This window comes from Anaerocolumna sp. MB42-C2 (genome assembly GCF_030913705.1).
Lineage (GTDB): Bacteria > Bacillota > Clostridia > Lachnospirales > Lachnospiraceae > Anaerocolumna.
Genome location: NZ_CP133190.1, coordinates 5,674,081 through 5,695,644, shown reverse-complemented (window position 1 = coordinate 5,695,644; position 21,564 = coordinate 5,674,081). Strand labels below are relative to the sequence as shown.

Genomic DNA, 21,564 nt, shown 5'->3' with positions numbered 1-21,564 from the left:
GAATAAAAGCTGTTATAAGAAGCTATTCTTGTCTGAGGGTATTCTTATACCAGATATTTTTCAACTATTTTTGTGAACCCATCCATATTCTCAGTCAAAAATTCCCTGAAGTCCTTTTCAATATTATTTAATTCTACAGCCAGATCATTGATAAAAAATGGTATATCATTGCATTTCATAAATCCAAGCACTTTACCGAACCTGGTATTATCTTTGCTGTATAACCCGCCTGTATGGACTTCGAATACATCTTCCACCTTATCTCCGATTCTTTTTTTACTGCCTGCAAAACCTAACGCATTGACCTGATGTCTGGTACAGGAATTATTACAGCCGGAAATATGAACCGCCGGTAAATACCTGTCAGATGTCTGATTTTTTTCTAAGGTTTTAAGTATAGCTCTGCATAAAGCCTGGCTCTGTTCCACACCGATCTGGCAGGTCGGTACTCCTACGCAGCTGACGCTCATCGAAAGATTGGAAACCTGTCTCACATTTTTTGTTATGTTAAGCAATTCTCTGGCTTTATTAAGGTCAAGATTTCTGATATACATGCTTTCCGTCATACTAAGTCTGATATCCACCTGGTCACACCCATCTAAAAATTTTGTTAACTGAGGCAGAATATCTGCTGGCAGCAAACCACATAGAGGATGCAGGACTACAGTATAAAGACCTTCCTGTTTTTGAGGTATCAGGTAGTTTTTGCTATCCTTTATTTCATCGGTGAAATCATGTTTTGTTTCTTCCATCTTTATTTGAGTGGCTGCATCTTTCTTATCTTCATTTTCTAAGAAAACCGGTTTCATTTCTTCCAGTTTTAATTCTGATTTTACCCTGTCTAAATATTTTTTGTAGGTCTCAAGGAAAGCCTCTGTCCCCATTCTTCTTGGTATATATCGAAGTCTGGCTTTTCCCTTATTTTCATAGTCACCCTCGGACATAAATAATCTGGTAACAGCTTCAACATGATATAATACCTCCTCCGGCGGAACTAATTCCTCCAGCGGAATTCCGATAGCGGGATTATTCCCCAGTCCTCCGGCCAGATATACCTGAAAATAAGGAATTTCATTCACTAAAACCGCTATAAATCCAAGATCGTTAATCGTACTATTTCCGCTATCTTCTTCGCTATTGGAAAAAGATATTTTTAATTTTCTCGGCAGGTGGTATTCCGTAATTTTTTCCATTAAATAATTACTGACAAGTAATGCATATGGGGTCACATCAAAGGCTTCTTTTTTATCTACGCCGGATAAAGGGGAAAGAGCAACATTTCTTGGGAAATTACCACCTCCGCCTCTGGTATACAGGCCGGAATCAATTGCCGAACTCATGATTTCACAGACCTCCTCTATACCTAAATCATGGAGCTGAATAGCCTGCCTGGTAGTAAGATGAACAGTATCCAGTTTATATTGTTTCGTATAACCGGTAATCAGTTTTAAATGAGTTAAACTTAACACACCGGAGGGTATTCTTAATCGTATCATAAACTTTTCCCCGCCCCGTTGGGCGTATACTCCCATACCTCCGGATACTCCTTTGAATTCTGCGGCTGTAATTTCTTTATTAATAAATTGATATCCAACCTTACGAAAATTGATGATTTCTTCTTTTAATTTCTGATTATACTCTTGCACCTTTACTCTCCTGTTCTGCTTCTAATGATTATCTTGAATTCACAAATTACTTGATTTTAACATAAAAAAAGAATAAAATAAAATTATAAATAATTATTTTACTATAAATTAAATTTATACTTCTTAGATATTCAATCTTAAACTCAGAATAAAGGTTTATTAATCTGTTCAATTAAATGATTCGTTAAGCCAACTTATGAAAGGATACACTATATGCTTGATTTCAGAATCGAAACATTTCTCACTTTGTGCGAGGAAAAGAGTTATACCAAAACCGCCGAGAAACTTTGTATAACACAACCTGCAGTCAGTCAGCATATCCGATATCTGGAGCAGTATTACGGCTGCAAACTTTTTTGTTTCAAAGGCAAAAATCTCTACTTAACATCACAAGGAGAACAATTGTTAAAGCATTCTCTCATCTTTAAAGCGGACTGGAACAAAATATCCGACGCACTTAAGAAAGATACGGTCAGCGGACGGATTTCTTTTGGAGCTACCCTGACGATCGGTGAATATGTAATGCCGGATATCCTATCAGAACTTATTAAGCAGCCCTACAAAAATACCCTTTCCATGCTGGTTGATAATACAGAAACCTTATTAGAGAAGTTGCAGCAGGGTCTTATTGATTTTGCATTCATAGAGGGACAGTTGGATAAAAAAGAATATACCACCAGGCTATTTTCTTGTGCAAGATTTATTCCGGTCTGTTCCGTAAATCATGAATTCGCAAACCGCACCGTTTCCTTTGATGAAATATTTTCTCAAAGACTTATCGTCCGGGAGGTGGGAAGCGGAACAAGGGGGGTATTGGAACAGGTTTTACTGGAACATAACCAGAATATTCAGAGTTTTTCCCAGATTGTAGAGATTGGCAATCTAAATGTAATTAAAACTCTGGTAGAACAAGGACTGGGAATCACTTTTCTTTATGAAAATGCAGTTGATAATGAAATGTCCCAGGGATTACTTAAAAAGGTCCGATTATCGGATTTTGAAGCAGTAAGAGAATTTAATTTTGTTTGTATGAAAGGAAGCCAATTTACGGAAAAGCACCTGGAGTTTTTTGACCGCTGTCAGAAAATCGTTCAGTCCATTTAATAGCAGTTGCCACCCTACCGGCCATTCGGCCCAAGGTTCTCCATGTAAAACGACATAACCGGAAGAATTAGGCTATACTCTTACTCAATCACAAAGATCGAAAGCTTCAAAGCAAAATAGACTATTTATTAATTGAGTCTCACCGTCCCCGTCGACCCGTCTACCGTTATCATTTGTCCGCTCTTGATGGTTCGTGTGGCGGTGTGTGTCGCCATAACGGCGGGGATGCCATATTCGCGGGCAACGATGCTTGAATGGCTGAGAGGGCCGCCAATATCTGTTACAACCGCGTTTGCCAAGGAAAATAATGGTGTCCATGCAGGAGTTGTAGTAACTGCAACCAACACACTTCCTGGCTGGAAGCTTTCAAAATCTGCCGGGCTGTTCAGCACACAGGCGGGAGCCGTCACAACGCCGCTGCTGGTACCTATGCCCGTCAACATTATTTTCCCATCTTTTTTCTGTGGTGCTTTTGATATGGCTTTATTGTTTTTCTCCGGTAACCTGGAGGGCGGCGTATAACCCCGGCATTTTTTAAGTTCCGCTTTTCGAGCTGGTATCTCCCCTCTCATATCAGATAAAGGTATGTTTTTATCCAACTGGTCTATGAGTGCTTCCAATTCCGATTTTGTAAGCCAGTAAATATCTTCCGGATGGGAAATAGCTTCGCAGCGTATGAGGTCTTCTGAAATTACCTGAAACATGCGGCGAATCAGCGGATGCCCCATTCCCATTAAATAAATAGCATTTTCACGCATAGGGGCGGTTTCCTGCGCCCAATGAAGTAACTTTAAAAACAGTTTTTTACGCGGGCCGCCTATATGTTGTAAAATCTCTGTTTCTGCCTGTTTTCTGCGCTTTTTAAATGTGATTTGGCGTAAATAAGGACTTTCCCCTTTTCCCTCCATGAATGTTTTTATAGAGTCAAGGGTTGGCGTAAGTGTTTCCTGCGGTGTGGAATATGCAAAATCAAATTCATATGCGGTACGGCCAAACTCTTTTAAATACTGATTGATTCGGTTTTTCCATTCTATCCATGCTTCCGTTGAAACTCCAGCAGGCAAAACTGAGGACATGTAATCTTTTGCTATCTTTGTTGCAGGATTGTTTTGCAGATAACGGTTCATGGTGCTATTCTGCTTAACCCATTCCGAGAGATCCCACAGGTTCTTTTCCGATTGCAGAGCAATTGTATCAGATCCAAGAAGGAAAACAGAAGTATCTGCAATACCGGCACGGCGGGCTGTTCCCTGAAATAATTTTGTAAATAGTGTTTCACTTATTGACGCGGCGGGCAATGTGAGCTGAATCCTTGTGAAATAAATACACGCGGCACAAAATACGTTTTGAATACCCTCCATTATTTGATGGGCATTCAACGTATGCAGGGGTATTTCTTCCCATTGTTTAATCACCGCCTCAAATTCTTTACGCGCCGCCACCCAGCGTACAACGCTGTTTGTAAGTGTCCTGCGCAATGAATGGGGCGAAAGAGATTTGACAGCGATCAAAAGTGGTTTTGATTTAGCGGAAAGATAGACATATCCGTTAATAACTGTATATGCTCCGTTTTCCGGCATTAGCTTTTTCGCACTTTTAGCAAACATATCTATCCATAAAAGTGCCGACGCACGGTTAATGATTTCAAGACCAAGCGTGGCAAACAAAGGCGTAACAGGATTTGGCAAGTGTTCCGCCAGACTGCCCTTTGTGTATATAACACCCTTTTCCGGCAATACCCATTCCGGCGGAAGAACCGTAATGGGGCGAGCCTGAACAATATACAATTTATCTTTTTCCAGTGCCCACTCTACATCCATAGGCCTTTGATAATACTTCTCAATTTTCTGTCCAAGCTGTGACAGCCGATTAATTTGATCGCGGGTTAGCGAATGTTTTTTCCTCAATTGGTCAGGAACCGGGTTTTCTTCCGTTCCGTCTGCGTTGCGAACTGTCATAATCTCTTTGTTTGCGACTTCATACGTAACTATTCGTTCGGTCTTCTTATCAACAATGATTGTATCGGGAGTGACTAAACTGGAAACCACCGCTTCACCAAGTCCCCAGGAGGCATTAATAATCATTTCGCTGCGGCTGCCATTGATAGGGTTTAGCGTAAACATAACGCCGGACACATCGGATAAGACAAGCTTTTGTACTACAACGGCAAGCGCTACAATCTCCTGCTTTATATTATTTTTCTTACGGTAAGCAATAGCGCGGGCTGTCCACAGGGAAGCCCAGCACCGCTTTATGGCGGCAAGAACTTCATTCTCACCTTGTATATTAAGATAAGTATCCTGCTGCCCTGCAAAAGAAGCGTCGGGCAAATCCTCGGCGGTTGCGGAAGAACGGACAGCCACTGCGGTGTTCCCCAAACCAGCATAAGCCGTTTTAATTGCCGCTGACACTTCCTGCGGCATTTCACCATCATGAAAAAGTATTCCAATCTGCTTAGATACATCCTCAAGCTGGCTGGTATTGTTGGAATCAATACCGACCAATAGCTTATTAATCTGAGACTGAATACGGTTCATCTCAACAAAAATCCGGTATGATGCAGTCGTAACATGAAAACCGTCTGGAACAGGGATTCCCGCTGTCAATAGTTTTGATAATGACATACCTTTTCCGCCAACCATTTCAAGGGTTGCCTGTTTATGCATCAAGGGCAGGATATAATAAATCATAATCATTCACCTCCATCATTCATAATGCCATGCAAAAATATATTCATTGTTTCATCCATCATTTTTTCCGGACTGGCTGACGGCCGGGACGTGTAGACGATTGCTATAACAGAGTTAATTAACAAACGTGTCATAAGATCCGTATCCGTTTTACGAAAGATACCTGCGGTCACTCCATTTTCAATCACGGATTTTATAATATCCTGGTATGCGTAACGCACCGCTTTCAGCCGCTTTCGATATTCTTCTTCTAAATAGTCTGATTCCGTATTTAACCACATCAACACAGTTCTATACTGCTTTGGCACTTCAAGATGAGTAAGCATTATTTTTCTAAGACACTGTTCCGGCGAGAATTCATTAGCAATAATCCTATGAACTTTTTGAATGGTTTCTTCTATTTCATTCTCAACTGCATATACAACAATCTCGTCTTTTGTTTTGAAAAAATCATATAGACTGGATTTTCCCATGTTTGCTAAAACCGCAATTTCCCGCATTGATGTTTTTTGGAATCCATTTTCAGCTATGAGATGCAAAGCAATGCTGACTATTTCTTCCCGGCGCGCTGCTTGTTGTTCGGGTGTAAGCATAATTCCTTTTGGCATATGAGGTACCTCCTTGTAGCGACCGATGGTCGTTTCTTATGCTCTTATTATATAGCGACCATCGGTCGCTTGTCAAGTCTATTTTTCCTAGCAATAGAAGGTTCGTTACCATTCAGCCGTAGGCTGAACTGTTACGAACCTTCATTTCGGTGCTGCCGCCAAACAACAAATAAGGATGCTGTGAATAATAATTTCACACATCCTCTTGTTCTTGATTTTTTAATTTTCTTTATAAAAAATATGAAAGGGTTTACCCTCCATTCCTTTCATATCGACTTGTAATAATTTCGCTAAAGTCGGACATTCATCCAGCATATCTCCGCTTTCAATCACTTCACCCTCTTTAATATCCGGTCCAAAAGCCAGAAATGGCGGTTTTGGCCCTTTGGATGGATGATGTCCATGCATAGCATGGTAAACAGAATCTCTGGAATGTTTCATCTCAGAAATTACCTCTCCGTTAAGTGCATTATCAAAGATCACTCCATCTGCCGACTCGACAACAAACGAAAAAGATCCGGATAAACCCTCTTCCCGTGCAACTTCCTCCTTATTAAAGATACGTCCCATATATTCCCCATATTCTCTTTGTATTTTGAGTAAAGCAGAATAAACTCTTTGTTCCAACGCTTCATCCTGAGGTTCTTTTAACATGATATGGGTTGAAAATCCCGCAGAAAAACTGTAAGCATCATAATCTATCACCTTACCTGATAAATCAGTGCGAATAAAACCTAACTGTTTTAACAGGATGTTAAGCTGAAATACATGCCGGATATTAATTTGTCCATGGTCTCCCAGTATAACAAAATTAGTATCCTCGTAAATTCCGGCATCCTCTGCTGCTTTAACTATTGAACCGACAATTCGGTCCACACGATCCAGACATTCGTCAATTTCACTGCCCTCATCCCCGAATTCATGTCTGCAGTGATCCAGGCAAATGGAATGAATCAGTGTTAAATCCGGCTTAAATCGCTTTATCATATCTACGGCTATATCAATGGAATAACTGTCCATATCAGTTCTATGCTCCCAATCGAATGGAACTAAATATCTATCATAATACAGCTCCATAATATCTTTGGTACAGGCACGTTCGAACGTTACTCTCATATCTTCATATCTGTTTGGCCAGATTTCAGCAAGATTGTGGTCCGGTTTATGGCCCCCCATAACCGGCCACATAACCGATGCGGTCACAAGATTTTTTTCATTAGCAGCATCCACTAAAGATGGAATTTTAACAGCCTTACTGTACCAGTTCCAATCTGACCCCATAATACTCCAGTCTGAATCATCTTTCTCAATAGAGGGCAACTGGTTATGTGTAATTCCATGGGTATTCGGGTGTACTCCTGTTATGATAGTAGTATGAATCGGATAAGTCAGTGTAGGATATATTTCTCTTATGTTTTTTACTAAAGCACATTTTTTTAAAATTACAGCAAAATTCGGTTTATTTTTAAGATAGATTAAATCCGTAGTCTGAAGAGAATCTATTGATAAAACAATTAAATTATGTCCCATATTTACCTCTCAATCCTGACATTTTATACTGTATTAAGGCATAGGATTCTATTCCAAACCTTAATACAGATTTCTTTTATAGTTTTATTATTCATTTAATAAGGTATTGACCTTTGTCTCTAAATCTTCCAATGTCTTATCTACATCCTGATCATTTACCCAAACTGCATCAAGCGCATCCTGAATTGCTTTGGTCGCTTCCGTATATCCCGGGTTCATAGGGCGGCCGGTACTGTAAGTTAACTGATCTAACGCAACTTTAAACTGAGGTATTTCTTCATATAATGAAAGCATTTCATCTGAATCTTTTGCACTGATTCTGGAAGGAAGATACCCGGTATTTTTACTGGCCTTAATTGTCTGTTCTTTCTCTGTCATCCATTGTATAAATTCCCATGCGGCATCTTTTTCTTCATCTGTAATATTTGTTGTCATAATTAAGTTACAACCACCGGTTGGTACACCGTATTGAACATCTTTCGGAATAAAGGCAGTATTTAATTCAAAACCGTTATCTTTCGCAATTTTTAGGTTATTTGTTAAATCGCCGGTGGAACTAAACCAGATTGCCGTTTCCTGATTCATAATATCTGCCTGCAATTTATCACTTTCTGCTGATGAAATCAGATGTGCACTTCCATCTTTTTTCAAATCCTTAAAAAAGTTAACAATATCTTTTGCTTGTTGTGTATTTAAATTTCCTGCAGTTTCGTCTTCATTTAAGACACTGCTGCCATGTTCCATCATAAAGGCTTCAAAGGTCCAGATATAACTGAATTGGGACAGACCGTATTTACCTGTTTTCTCATGTATGGTTTTTGCATACTGAGCCAGTTCGTCCCAGGTTGATGGACCTTTCGGATCAAGCCCTGCATTCTTAAGCATGGTAGTATTCATATACATAATAGGAGTACTCCTTAAGTAAGGAAGCCCATAGCAGGCATTTTCATAGTATGAATTCTTCATAAGGCCTTCCTGAAAATCACTTAAATCCACACCTGATTTTTTAATATAGGGGTCTAAAGGTTCCAATACACCATTCATTGCAAATGTTTTTATAGATGCGATTTCCATAACTGTGACTTCCGGGGTTGTTCCGGCTACATAAGCAGCCTGGAGTTTCTGATGGAGATCGTCGTAAGTTCCCTGATATTCAGCTGTAACGTGGATTCCCTTTTCTTTCCCCACCGTATTATTAAATTCATCTGTAAGAGCAATGTTATTCTGTTGTATTAAATCCGTCCAGGAATACCAGAAAGTAATATCGGTTGTACCAGATCCAGCCTCAGTTGAATCAGCTGCGGTACTTGAATCTGCTTCCTCTGTAGCCGTTTGATCAGCCGGACTCACGTTTTCATTCGTGTCAGTATTGCTGGTAGTAGCTTCTGTTTTACTTCCGCATCCGGTTAAGCCAACCAACAATACTCCGGCCAAACAGACTGCCACGATTTTCTTAATTAATTTTGATGATCTCATTCTTAATCCTCCTAATTTTCATGTTAATAATGTACATACACTTTTTTATTTTTCACCCATATAGGTAAAAGCCTTAATAATCTGACCCTGCGCCAGAAAATAAACAAATAGAATGGGAATAATTAAGATCACATTTCCAGCCATTACCGTATGATAAGATATTCCGCTTTCTACCATTCTTAATGAAACAATTCCCACCGGCAGTGTTCTTACCGAGTCATTGGTAGTCATTACCAAAGGCCAGAAGTAATCATTCCAGGTACCGATAAAAGTCAGCAATCCCAGTGTTACTACGGTAGGTTTTGCGATTGGAAGCATGATTTTAAAAATTATCTTTAACTCGCTGCTTTTATCTAATCTGGCAGCTTCAATCAATTCCTCCGGCACCTGCTTAAAGGTCTGCCTTAACATAAATATACCAAAAGCACTGGAAGCACTTGGAAGAATTAAAGACCAAAAGCTGTTAATCAGTCCCCATTTGCTGAACATTAAAAAGATCGGCAGAAATATCAATTGTCCGGGGATCATCATGGTCGCTAAAGTAACACCAAATAAAAAATTCTTAAGGTGGAATTGATATCTTGCAAATGCATAAGCCGCAGGGATAACCGTTATAAACTGCAGCAATAAGGTTCCAAGCGTCACGATTAAACTATTTATGGTAAATTTTAAAAAGGGAATTGCCTGATAGGCATTAATAAAATTCTCAAAGTGGGGTGTTTTAACAAAAAATGCAGGCGGGAATATCAACGTCTCACCAAGAGATTTTACAGCCGTTAATGCCATCCAGTAAAAAGGAACAAAAAAAATCAGAATAATAAGTGTATTCAGTATTGTTTTCATTGTCCCGGTAACTAATCTTTTCGTGTTCATAAAAACCTCCTTTCCGGATAATCATTTGAGTGATTATCCCTCCCTTGTTATCCTTAAAATCCAGGTAATTGCGAGACTAACATATTGTATCTATCTGCCATGCAATTAATATATTTCTGAGCTAAATCATGCCCGGAGGGCAACTGAAGCTAGAAACAAGTATCAATTGTATGGTATATTCAAAAAACTATGTAGTTTCACAATTGCTTATATCCTTACTCTTTAAACCTGACTCACTAGCTGTAATAAACTTTTTTACTTAAGACTTTAAAATAAAGCAAAGTCATTAAGCCGATCACTATCATTAAAACAACACCCAGCGCCGAAGCATAACCGATTTTATAAAAAGAAAACCCATACTGATAAATGTTATATACAAGGGTATTGGTAGCATTGGCTCCGCCTGTCATAATTTTTATGGTTTCAAATACTTTAAGACCTGAAATAATCCCAGTCAGAGTTACAAAAAAGAGAGTTGGGGATATCATTGGTAAGGTAATACGAAAAAATGTCTTAAGCTTACTTGTTTTGTCCAGTTTTGCCGCTTCATAAAGGTAGGTGGGTATACTCTGTAGGGCTGATATAAAGATAATGGTATAATATCCGATACCTTTCCAGATATTTACCAGTACAAGAGAATAGATGGCCACCTGCGGATTGTCTAACCAACGAACCTTAGGTATGTGTAATAAGCCTAATATGTAATTAAAAAGTCCCAGATCACTGTCCATCATCCACATAAAAATAAAAGCAATCGACACAAGTGATACAATGTATGGTGTAAATATTATACTTTGTAGAAAACGGTTCATTTTCGTATTACTTTTTAAATATAAAGCTAATAACAGAGCCAAAATAATAGATCCGCTTACAGTTCCTACCATGAATTTTACGGTAGTTAACAGAACCTGAAAAAATTCCGGATTCTGAAACATATTAACATAATTTTTAAAACCAATAAATTCTTTTTCGCTTAACAAGTTCCATTTGTAAAAGCTCAAATATACCATATAGATAATCGGATAAATCATAAATAAAGCAAAAAGGATCATAGACGGTGCTATCATTACATAGGGCAACGTTCTTTTCCTGATTAGTTTTATTTTATCCAATAAAATCGAGTTGACATCGATTGATTTTTCTTCTTGTCGTACTAAACCATTTTCATTTATTAAATTTTCATTATACATAGCAGGTCTCCTTAAAAGAAAATGCGGTTCTGTTTCTCATCAAAAAAATACAGCCTGTTTTTAGGAATCTCTATAGTAACCTTACCCTCTATAATTCTTCCTAAATCAAAAACTTTCACATTAACTCTTCCATAACAGGTATCAATCTTATATAGAACCTCAGAACCTAACATCTCATGTGTAACTACTTCTCCTACCAGATTTAACCCGTCCACACGAACCGACTGCCCCTCATAGAGTTTTGCATGTTCAGGACGAAATCCCACATATCCGGCATCTTCATATGGAATATGTAAACTATCCTCCTTATCAATTTGTAAAATGTTCATTGGAGGAGTTCCTATAAATTGTGCAGTAAATACATTTCGAGGATTATTGTAAATCTCCACAGGAGTGCCCTGCCGCATAATTCTCCCCTGATTCATCAGTACTATTTCAGTTCCCATGGACATAGCTTCCACCTGGTCATGGGTAACATAGACAAAGGTAGTCTTTAGTTTGTGATGTAATTCAATCAGTTCTGTTCGTAACTGGCTCCTTAACTTAGCATCCAGATTAGATAAAGGCTCATCCATTAGAAAAACCGATGGTTTTTTAACCATTGCCCTTGCAAGCGCTACTCTTTGTCTTTGTCCACCGGACAGAGATTGGGGTTTACGGGACATAAATTCGGTTAAACCAACGATTTCCCCGATTTCCTGTATTCTTGACTCCCGCTCTTCTTTGGGAAGTTTATTATTAACGAGACCAAACTCAATGTTACCCTTTACTGTCATGGTAGGATATAGTGCATAATTCTGAAAAACCATGGCTATATCTCTATCACCTGGTTCCACCGTCTTCATACTTTTTCCATTAATATAGACATCACCTCCTGATTCTTTCTCTAATCCGGCAATCATTCTAAGAGTGGTTGATTTACCGCAGCCGGATGGACCTAACAGTACCGTAAAACTCCCCTCACCAATATCCAGATTCAGGTTTTCAATGACCGGTTTTTCCTTGCCGTAGGTTTTATCAACGCCAACCAGTTCAATTTTATTCAAGACAATCTCCTCCTTTCTCTAACAAATACCCAGAAGTATTTATGTTTATAGCTTAACTAATAAATGTATATAACTGGTTATGAATATGTAAAAAGTTAGTTAATAAATGTAAATTATGGTGCTGATATTATTAACGTTATATATAATATGGAGTAAAAGAACACCAATTAAGTAAATCAAAAAACGGAAAAAAACAGCAGTAATGTTTTATGGACATTACTGCTGTTTTAACGTATGCGAACGAAGTTGTAAATACTCTTCCTTCGTTTTATATTTATATTAACTTACATATGTCTATTTGTAACTTTGAGACGACTCATTGCTCGATTGAGTGCCGCCTGTGTATGATAATATTCCATAATGCTTTGCTTTTGACGTAATCTTTCCTGCGCACGCCTTTTTGCTTCATTTGCACGGTTGATATCAATTTCTTCCGGTTTTTCTACCGTATCGGCAAGCAGTACTACATAATCGGAGGTAATCTCCACAAATCCTGCACTTACTGCTGCGTAATGCCATTCACCATCAACTAAAAACCTAAGTTCTCCTGCGTTTAAACAGGTAACCATCGATTCGTGTTTCGCTAAAATCCCATGCTCACCGTCTATTCCGGGGAAGATCAGCATCTCACATTGCCCTTTAAAAAAGGGATGGTCACTCGCAATGATTTCAAGTTCAAATGTCTTAGCCATTGCTCCTCCTAACTATAAACTTTAGGTTTACATTGGAAATTAATCTGTTTCATTTTCTTTGATGCGTTTCGCCTTTTCTATCACATCTTCAATGGTTCCTACCATGAGAAAGGCTGCTTCCGGATATTCATCCATTTCACCGCTTATAATAGCTTTAAAGCCTTTAATGGTTTCACTTAACGGAACATATTTTCCTTGAAAACCAGTAAAATTCTCTGCAACGTTAAATGGCTGCGATAGGAATTTCTGAATCTTTCTGGCACGATAAACGGCTAATTTATCTTCTTCATCTAATTCTTCCATACCAAGAATTGCTATAATGTCCTGTAATTCTTTATATTTCTGCAAAAGTTCCTGTGTTTTTCTGGCAGTTTCATAATGTTCCTCACCAACTACATCCGGCTCCAGGATTCTGGAAGTGGATTCCAACGGATCAACAGCAGGGTAGATACCCTGCTCTACTATTTTTCTGGATAATACTGTTGTCGCATCCAAATGGGCAAAGGTAATTGCCGGCGCAGGGTCAGTTAAGTCATCTGCAGGCACATACACTGCCTGAACGGAGGTAATGGAGCCGTTCTTGGTAGAGGTAATTCTCTCTTGTAATTCTCCAACTTCGTTAGCAAGCGTTGGCTGATAACCTACGGCAGACGGCATACGTCCTAATAATGCGGAAACCTCGGAACCAGCCTGAACAAAACGGAAAATATTATCAATAAATAATAATACGTCTTGTTTTTCTTCATCTCTAAAATATTCCGCCATTGTTAGACCTGTCTGTGCAACTCTCATACGAGATCCCGGCGGCTCGTTCATTTGACCAAATACCAAGGCGGTTTTACCTATAACGCCGGATTCTTTCATTTCCATCCAAAGGTCATTACCCTCTCTGGAACGTTCACCAACACCGGTAAAGATAGAATACCCGCCATGCTCCGTAGCTACATTTCGAATTAATTCCTGGATTAATACTGTCTTACCAACACCGGCACCACCGAACAGACCAATCTTACCTCCTTTTGCATATGGAGCTAACAAGTCTATTACTTTAATACCTGTTTCCAATATTTCTACAACCGGACTTTGATCTTCAAATGTAGGAGGTGTTCTATGAATCTTCCATTGATCTTCTCCAATAACTTTTTCGCCCCCGTCAATTACTTCGCCTAATACGTTAAACATTCTTCCCAGTGTCTGTTTTCCCACAGGCACAGTAATACAGGAACCGGTTGCGGTTACTTCCATGTCTTTTACCAGACCTTCACTGGAGGCCAACATGATGCAACGTACGATATTATTACCAATATGAGAGGCTACTTCCATAACAAGTCTTTTTCCGTTATTGGTGACTTCGAGTGCGTCTTTTATCATTGGAAGCTCGCCATTTTCGAATTCTACATCAACAACCGGTCCTAATACCTGAACTATTTTTCCTTTTTCCATATCATCAAGTTTTCTAGCTCCCATGGGCTTATACAATACCGGAATTAATCTGGCTGTAAAAGCCCTCTACAGGGTGTGTATAGAAATCTCCTTTCCGTTATTTTTTTAAACTTTTGGCACCACTGACAATTTCTGTTATTTCCTGAGTAATGGATGCCTGCCTTGCTCTGTTATATAAAAGATCTAAATCCCTTAACATATCTTTAGCACTTTTCGTAGCTGCCTCCATCGCTGTCATCCTGGCATTCTGTTCACTGGAAAATGATTCAATTAAAACACCATACAGCAGACCTTTTAAATAATTAGGCACAAGTTGATTCATAACCTCTTCCGCAGACGGCTCAAATCTGGCATGCTGATAACCGGCTGCCCTTCTTTCAAACTTACGTCTTTCAAAAGGCAGAATCCGAACAGATTGCACTTCTGCTTTCATAGGAGTAATCATTTTAGTATAGATTACGTATACGTCATCCAAATCGCCTTTTTCATACAGTTCAATGATAGACTCCGTAATTAATTGTGCACGGTACATCGTTGGATTCTGCGCTGTATACAGGAATTCACCGTCTACATGAACATTTTTCCTCTTAAAATATTGTCTTCCAACCTGACCTGCAATGTAAAGATAATTATTTTTACTTTGACCCATAACTTCTTCGGCCTTTTTGATTACATTATGATTATAAGCACCAGCCAAACCCTTATCAGCAGTTATAACAATATATCCCTTTTTTCTGTCTTCCGGCTGGATCTCTTCTCTGCGATCGAAAAAGACATGATGTATATGGGGTGCACGTACTAATATATCGTGAATCGTAGCCTGTAGTTTTTCAAAATAAGGTTCCGTAGCAAGAAGATTTTTTCTTGCCTTTTTAAGTTTTGATGAGGATATTAAGTACATGGCATTCGTAATCTTCATGATGTCTTGTATGCTTTTCATTCTGGTACGAATTTCTCTCATGTTTGCCAAAACAATCACCTACTTTTTAAATTCTTTTACTGCATTTTTAATCTGTTCACTCAGTTCATCTGTTAACACTTTATTTGCATCAATTTCTTTTATAATTTCAGGATATTTCGTTCTGATAAATTCCATTAAATCATTACGGAACGTTTTAATCTGTTTTACCGGTACGTCATTCAGGAGTCTGCTGTTTGCAGCAGTTAAAAGGATTACCTGTTCATGTAATGCTAATGGTTTTGATAAAGGCTGTTTTAAAAGTTCTACCAGCCGGTAACCATGATCCAAAAGATCCTTAGTAGATTTATCAAGTTCGGAGCTGAACTGGGTAAAAACTTCCATTTCCCTGAATTGTGCTAAATCGATACGAAGACTGCCTGCCGCTTTTTTCATTGCTTTTGTCTGTGCTGCACCACCAACACGGGATACACTTAAACCAACATTAACCGCAGGACGAATACCTGCAAAAAACAACTCACTCTCAAGGAATATCTGACCGTCAGTGATAGATATAACATTTGTTGGTATATAAGCAGATAAGTCACCGGCTAACGTTTCAATAATCGGCAATGCCGTAATGGAACCGCCGCCATGGGCTTCATCCAGTCTGCTGGAACGTTCCAGTAACCTGGAATGCAGATAGAATACATCACCAGGATATGCTTCACGACCCGGTGACCTTTCCAATAGCAGGGACATAGTACGGTAAGCTACTGCGTGTTTTGATAAATCATCATATACAATCAACACATCCTTACCCTGTTTCATAAAATATTCTGCCATAGCGGTTCCGGCATAAGGAGCAATGTATTGAAGCGGTGCAAGATCACTTGCGGAAGCAGATACTACGATAGAATAATCCATAGCTCCATATTTACTCAAGGTAGAAACAATTTTTGCAACGGTAGACGCTTTCTGGCCAATTGCAACATAGATACATATAACATCCTGCCCTTTTTGATTAAGAATTGTATCAATTGCTATAGAGGTCTTACCTGTCTGTCGGTCACCGATGATTAACTCACGTTGTCCCCTTCCGATCGGGAACATGGCATCGATTGCAAGGATACCTGTTTGTAAAGGTACGGTGACTGATTTTCTGTCACAAACACCGGGTGCTTCATTTTCAATTGGAAAAAGTTCGTCTGCATCAATCTGTCCTTTACCGTCTATCGGACTTCCTAAAGCATCCACAACTCTTCCGATTAAATTCTCAGAAACCGGAACACCGGCTCTCTTTTTCGTCCTGACAACTTTGGATCCTTCCTTAATTCCATAGTCTGAGCCGAGCAAAACGCATCCGATGGTTTTTAACTGAAGATTTTGAACGATACCGCGTACACCTGTTTCAAATTCTACCAGCTCACCATACATAGCATGGTCCAATCCATATACAGTTGCAATACCATCACCAATACTAATAACTGTTCCTGTTTCTTTTACTGTCATTTTTATATCATAATCTTCTATTTCACTTTTCAAAACAGAAATAATATCATTTTGATTTACATTACTCAAACATTTCACCTCCTGACAAGAGCTTTCTGCATTTCTGATAGAGTTCCCCTGATACTTTTATCATATTCCATATCACCAACTGTCAATACGTAACCGCCAATCAGGGAAGTATCTTCTTCCAAATCAAGAATAACTCCTGTTTTCCTATATTTATCACATAACATATCTTTAATTTGTTCAAGTTCTGCTTCATTAGGTCTTGTAACATAAGATAATTTAGCCGCTATAATATTTTTACTGTCTAATACTAATGTTTCATATGCTTCAAATATCTTATCAAGAATACTGATACATTGATTACTGCATAATACTTTTAAAAAACCACGAATATCTTTTTCGAAAATACGCTCTATGACAGCTTCTTTATCTTTCTCCTTGATGATAGGATTATCCAAAGCATCTATTAATTCGTAGCTTTCTGAAAATATCTGTTTCGTCTGTTGTACCGTTTCTTCCTTAAGTCCCAAAGAAAACAGAACTTTTGCATAGTTTGCTGCCTTTGAAGTCATCATTTAGAAGCACCTACTTCTTTTAAGAAATCCCCCAGGAATTGCTTATTTGTGTTATCATCCATGTTTTTATTGATGATTTTAGAAGCTGCAAGCATGGCAATACCTGCGATTTCGGCTTGTGCATTTTGAATAGACTGCTTCTTTTCTAATTCAATTGTCTTACTTGCTTCCTGCATAATTCTGGCGGCTTCTTCTTTGGTTTCTTTGATCTTTCTGTTATATTCAGCGGCAGCCCTGTCTCTTGCTTCATTTATAATCTTGGCAGCTTCTTCATCTGCATGGCTTAATTCTGCTGCATATTCATCTTTTAGTTTACCAGCTTCCAATTTAGTATCTTCGGCATTCTGCAGAGAATCTTCAATTGTCTGTGTACGCTTCTCCATCATTTCCGTAACCGGTTTGAATAAAAACCTCTTCAGGAATAAATAGATTATCAAGATATTTACAAAAGTCCATACGATATTCCAATCTAAGTTTAACAATATTATCCCCTCCTATTATTTTAAGAAAAGTATAATCAGGACGGCTATAACGAAACCATATATTGCTGTTGCTTCTGCCAAGGCACAACCTAACAATAAAGCTTTGTTAATATCTCCTTTTGCTTCCGGCTGTCTTGCGATTGCTTCGGCTGCTTTGGAGGTGGCAATACCGATGCCAACACCGGCTCCTATACCTGTTAATACTGCTAAACCTGCTCCTATTGCGATTAATCCTGTCATAATATTACCTCTCAATCTGCCGCAGGATTGCGGCTCAAAAATCTAATAAAAGAAGCCGTTTTACGGTTTCTCCCAGTCTCTGATAAGATATGTATCTTATCTTGGAGAAAGTTGAAATTAATTAAATTATTTTAAGAATAAAATAATTAATACTGCGATAACGAAACCATAAATTGCTGTTGCTTCCGCTAATGCACATCCTAATAGTAAAGCTTTATTAATATCACCTTTTGCTTCCGGCTGTCTTGCGATAGATTCGGCTGCCTTAGAGGTGGCAATACCGATACCAACACCGGCTCCTATACCTGTTAATACTGCTAAACCTGCTCCTATTGCGATTAATCCTGTCATAATATAATCTCCTATCTAAATTTAAATAATTTTTTATTCTTCCATTTTTTCTTTCATAAAAAGTGATGTTAAAAATACAAACACATATGCCTGAATTACACCGTCAAATATATCAAAATAAAAACTGAACGGTATTGGTATAACAACCGGAACTATAATTTTAATTAATTCCATAATAACAAAGGAACCTAATACATTACCAAAAAGTCGCATACAAAGGGACAGCGGCCTTATAAATACTTCCAACAAATTTATAGGTGTTAGAATAGACATTGGTTCCCTAAAACTTTTCAGCCACCCTTTTGGACCTTTTGCATGAATACCGGAATACTCAATTAATATAATGCTCATAACAGCAAGGCCGGCAGTAATGTTTAAATCCTTTGTGGGAGGAGTGATTCCAAAAATACCAATTAAATTAGCACAAGTAATATATATTAATACTGTACCAAGATATGGAATGTATCTTTTTCCTTCTTCCCCTAAAATATCATCAAAGAAATTATTAATAAAGCCAACTAAAGCTTCTACGTATAATTGCGGTCCTTTTGGAATCAGTTTTAAATTCCGTACAAAGATTAATGTCAGAATCATAAGAAATGCCATGATTCCCCATGTTACAACCACTGAAGTTGGTACAGGTATCCCTCCAAAAAGAGGAATGACAAAACTTATTTTACTTTGCAGTTCCGACATCAACTCAGTTCCTAAGTCCTCCATAGATTTCACCTCCTTTTTAGCAATTTTTTAGTTTGTTAAATTTTTGCCAAGACGGCAGCCTTTTGTAAGGCAGTGATACGCTCTTTTATTTCGTCAATAAGGCGCAGTTATTGCGCAGAATAATACCAACTAAAATATTTATGTTAGTATTATGAAATAAAACATTTTAAATTCATAGTATATTGAATGAATTACAATAAGACAGCGCATTCTTTTTTTCCGTCTTTCAACTGGATATAATGCACTTGATAAAACTGATACGTCGATCGAAGAACTTTAATAAACCATCCTTTGCTGTAAAGGATGATTATAGATAAAAATAGAATATTAATTATATAAAAATAGCAAAACATCCACTTTCTTCCTAGAGGGCTTTCATGGTTGAATCCTAATTTTTTAGTTAATAATTGCTCATCTTTTTCCGTTTCCGCAAATCTTAAATTAGCAAATCTTAATTTATTCGTGTTCCCGCCTGTCTTTGCTGCAGTTTCACTATTGGTCACTTTGCAATTCTGATTGCTCTCAATATATTTTTTAAAAACCTCAATGGATGAATTTACATTGTAATAAGAAAAAAATAAGGCACAGATAAGTAAAGATATAACTGTTGATATATACAATTTATTTAAAGCAAATAACTTTTTTAACATATTATATCCCTCCCGTTTCTTCAAATTACGAAATTAAACATATAATATACCTCTCTTGGCAATCTGTCTAGTAAAAATATTTGAAAAATATTAAAATTGTTAAAAAACATAGAATTTTGACGAATTTACTATCAACTGTTAGCATTTTTTTAATTATAACCATTGTCAGAAGTAAAGAATAAGTAAAAAATTGTATGTATCGACCAATTGGACTAATAAAAAAATCATATTTTTCACATAAATTCACATCAAAAAAGCTAATTTTCAAATTGTTTTTACAGATTATTTACTCATGCAGTTCCAGGGGCAGCCCATCCGGATCAAAGAAAAAAGTCATTTTTTTACCGGTGAACTCATCGATACGAACCTCTTCTGTTAAGATTCCCTGTTTGTTCAAATCCTGAATGGTTTGTTCTATATCCGTTACATGAAATGCCAAATGTCTAAGCCCACAGGCTTCCGGGCGGCTTACTCTTTTAGGAGGATTTGGCATTCCGAATATTTCCAGTTCACAATCCCCTAAGCGTAAATCAAGTTTATAATCCCCCCGTTCCTTCCTGTAATTTTCCCGGATTATCTCAAAGCCGAGTTTCTCCACATAGAACTCTCTGGATTTTTTATAATCTGAAACTATAATAGCTATATGATGGATTGCATTCACTATCATAATACTCCTCCTGCTTTTTATTTACTTAAAATCAATAACCAAACTGTTTCATTCTTCCTGTTTATTTATAATATCCTACTTTACCATACTGTTATTGAAAAATAAATACTCCAAAAGTATTATTATGATTCTCATTCCGAAAGTATAAAAAAATTACTATAAAAAAAGTATAAAATCAAAATTAATTTATGTATGTTTTAAAGAATCGTGATGAAAATTCGTATATTAATGCAAAACCGACAACCCCTGGCAAATTGCATAACAAATGCCCCATTTCAATGTAATCTCCATGGGGCATTAACAGTTTATGGAATGGTTGAACATTTATAGTGTTATATCTTAATATTTTGTATCATAAGGCCAAGGCTGACCACCTGAGATACATCCTCCGTCTACTCTGTATTCACATCCGGTAATATAGGAAGAAGCATCTGACGCAAGCAAAATACACACACCTACAATATCTTCCGGATATCCGGGACGGTTCATTGCTATTCTGTCTAAAAGATACTTGGAGCGTTCAGGATGTTCCCAGGTAACGGTTGTCAGTGGTGTCTTAATATGTCCGGGACTTATACAATTTGAGCGGATATTGTACTTTGCCCATTCCACTGACTGGGATTTCGTAAACGCATAAATTCCGCTTTTGGTAGCTGCATATACGGAGCATCCTCCTAATACCCAACCAGTGTTATGGGAGCCGATATTTATAATACTTCCGTTCCTTTGCTTCATCATATAAGGTGCAACTTCCTGGGACACTAAGAATACACCTTTTAAGTTAATTGCCATTATCCGGTCATAGGTATCTTCTTCCACATCCATAAAACCTTCTCTTTTGTTAATTCCGGCGCAGTTAACAAGTACATCGATATGACCGTAAGTTATTCCGATCTCTTTTACGCAGGATTTTATATTATTTTTATCCATTACGTTTAAGACATGGGCGGAAGCTTTACCGCCTTCTGATTCAATCTGTGTTTTTACTTCTTCTAATCTCTGTTTATCAATATCACAAAGAGCTACGGTCGCACCGGCCATTGCCAGTCCCGATGCCAATTCGCTTCCGATACCGCCGGCTGCACCGGTGAATAATACAACTTTCCCTTCTAGAGAAAATAACTTTTCTAAGTTTGATCCAATTGACATTTTGGTCTCCTTTTTA

At 37.9% G+C, this 21,564-nt stretch carries 21 protein-coding genes; 1 reads left to right on the top strand and 20 read right to left on the bottom strand.

Going from position 1 to position 21,564, the window contains the following annotated elements; all coding sequences use genetic code 11:
- Nucleotides 1-44: 44 nt before the first annotated feature.
- On the bottom strand, nt 45-1,646 hold the full coding sequence (locus RBU59_RS25145) for a nitrite/sulfite reductase (RefSeq protein WP_308145221.1): 1,602 nt from the start codon (nt 1,644-1,646) through the stop codon (nt 45-47).
- A 213-nt stretch (nt 1,647-1,859) separates the two neighbouring features.
- Here RBU59_RS25145 and RBU59_RS25140 point away from each other — a divergent pair, with 213 nt between their 5' ends.
- Nucleotides 1,860-2,750: a LysR family transcriptional regulator gene (locus RBU59_RS25140; protein WP_308145220.1), complete on the top strand. Its 891-nt coding sequence runs from the start codon at nt 1,860-1,862 to the stop codon at nt 2,748-2,750.
- Between the two features lie 128 nt (nt 2,751-2,878).
- On the opposite strand, the gene RBU59_RS25135 is transcribed toward RBU59_RS25140, so the two are convergent.
- The 19 genes from RBU59_RS25135 to RBU59_RS25045 all read right to left on the bottom strand — a co-directional run bounded on the left by RBU59_RS25135 (nt 2,879) and on the right by RBU59_RS25045 (nt 21,548).
- On the bottom strand, nt 2,879-5,440 hold the full coding sequence (locus RBU59_RS25135) for a PEP/pyruvate-binding domain-containing protein (RefSeq protein ID WP_308145219.1): 2,562 nt from the start codon (nt 5,438-5,440) through the stop codon (nt 2,879-2,881).
- A gap of 2 nt (nt 5,441-5,442) precedes the next feature.
- A complete protein-coding gene (locus RBU59_RS25130) occupies nt 5,443-6,048 on the bottom strand; it encodes a TetR/AcrR family transcriptional regulator (protein WP_308145218.1) in 606 nt (201 codons plus the stop codon).
- A 219-nt stretch (nt 6,049-6,267) separates the two neighbouring features.
- Nucleotides 6,268-7,578 (bottom strand): alkaline phosphatase family protein, encoded by a 1,311-nt coding sequence (locus tag RBU59_RS25125; protein WP_308145217.1) that lies wholly within the window; start codon nt 7,576-7,578, stop codon nt 6,268-6,270.
- Between the two features lie 87 nt (nt 7,579-7,665).
- The gene (locus tag RBU59_RS25120) at nt 7,666-9,054 is read right to left on the bottom strand and encodes an ABC transporter substrate-binding protein (RefSeq protein ID WP_308145216.1); all 1,389 of its coding nucleotides are present in this window, start codon (nt 9,052-9,054) and stop codon (nt 7,666-7,668) included.
- A gap of 45 nt (nt 9,055-9,099) precedes the next feature.
- Entirely contained in the window at nt 9,100-9,927 is an 828-nt protein-coding gene (locus RBU59_RS25115; RefSeq protein WP_308145215.1) for a carbohydrate ABC transporter permease, read from the bottom strand.
- Nucleotides 9,928-10,163: 236 nt separating this feature from the next.
- Entirely contained in the window at nt 10,164-11,117 is a 954-nt protein-coding gene (locus RBU59_RS25110) for a carbohydrate ABC transporter permease (protein WP_308145214.1), read from the bottom strand.
- A gap of 11 nt (nt 11,118-11,128) precedes the next feature.
- Nucleotides 11,129-12,163: an ABC transporter ATP-binding protein gene (locus tag RBU59_RS25105; protein ID WP_308145213.1), complete on the bottom strand. Its 1,035-nt coding sequence runs from the start codon at nt 12,161-12,163 to the stop codon at nt 11,129-11,131.
- 284 nt (nt 12,164-12,447) lie between these two features.
- Entirely contained in the window at nt 12,448-12,855 is a 408-nt protein-coding gene (locus RBU59_RS25100; RefSeq protein ID WP_308145212.1) for a F0F1 ATP synthase subunit epsilon, read from the bottom strand.
- Nucleotides 12,856-12,894: 39 nt separating this feature from the next.
- A complete protein-coding gene (gene atpD, locus RBU59_RS25095) occupies nt 12,895-14,298 on the bottom strand; it encodes a F0F1 ATP synthase subunit beta (protein WP_308148637.1) in 1,404 nt (467 codons plus the stop codon).
- A 97-nt stretch (nt 14,299-14,395) separates the two neighbouring features.
- Nucleotides 14,396-15,268 carry an ATP synthase F1 subunit gamma gene (gene atpG / locus RBU59_RS25090; protein WP_334307739.1) on the bottom strand — a complete coding sequence of 291 codons (873 nt, stop codon included), beginning with the start codon at nt 15,266-15,268 and terminating at the stop codon, nt 14,396-14,398.
- A gap of 9 nt (nt 15,269-15,277) precedes the next feature.
- Entirely contained in the window at nt 15,278-16,786 is a 1,509-nt protein-coding gene (gene atpA, locus RBU59_RS25085) for a F0F1 ATP synthase subunit alpha (protein WP_334307738.1), read from the bottom strand.
- Nucleotides 16,783-17,289, bottom strand: coding sequence for an ATP synthase F1 subunit delta (atpH, locus tag RBU59_RS25080; RefSeq protein ID WP_308145210.1), 507 nt, complete (start codon nt 17,287-17,289; stop codon nt 16,783-16,785). Before atpH ends, atpA begins: the two co-directional genes overlap by 4 nt.
- A complete protein-coding gene (gene atpF / locus RBU59_RS25075) occupies nt 17,286-17,771 on the bottom strand; it encodes a F0F1 ATP synthase subunit B (protein ID WP_308145209.1) in 486 nt (161 codons plus the stop codon). Before atpF ends, atpH begins: the two co-directional genes overlap by 4 nt.
- Before the next feature lie 15 nt (nt 17,772-17,786).
- A complete protein-coding gene (atpE, locus tag RBU59_RS25070) occupies nt 17,787-18,011 on the bottom strand; it encodes an ATP synthase F0 subunit C (protein ID WP_308145208.1) in 225 nt (74 codons plus the stop codon).
- A gap of 126 nt (nt 18,012-18,137) precedes the next feature.
- Nucleotides 18,138-18,362, bottom strand: coding sequence for an ATP synthase F0 subunit C (gene atpE, locus RBU59_RS25065; RefSeq protein WP_308145207.1), 225 nt, complete (start codon nt 18,360-18,362; stop codon nt 18,138-18,140).
- A gap of 33 nt (nt 18,363-18,395) precedes the next feature.
- A complete protein-coding gene (locus RBU59_RS25060) occupies nt 18,396-19,082 on the bottom strand; it encodes a F0F1 ATP synthase subunit A (RefSeq protein WP_308145206.1) in 687 nt (228 codons plus the stop codon).
- A gap of 191 nt (nt 19,083-19,273) precedes the next feature.
- A complete protein-coding gene (locus RBU59_RS25055) occupies nt 19,274-19,732 on the bottom strand; it encodes a hypothetical protein (protein ID WP_308145205.1) in 459 nt (152 codons plus the stop codon).
- 286 nt (nt 19,733-20,018) lie between these two features.
- Nucleotides 20,019-20,399: an SMU1112c/YaeR family gloxylase I-like metalloprotein gene (gene gloA2, locus RBU59_RS25050; protein ID WP_308145204.1), complete on the bottom strand. Its 381-nt coding sequence runs from the start codon at nt 20,397-20,399 to the stop codon at nt 20,019-20,021.
- 339 nt (nt 20,400-20,738) lie between these two features.
- Complete coding sequence (locus tag RBU59_RS25045) at nt 20,739-21,548, bottom strand: SDR family NAD(P)-dependent oxidoreductase (RefSeq protein WP_308145203.1); 810 nt, start codon at nt 21,546-21,548, stop codon at nt 20,739-20,741.
- Between the last annotated feature and the right edge of the window lie 16 nt (nt 21,549-21,564).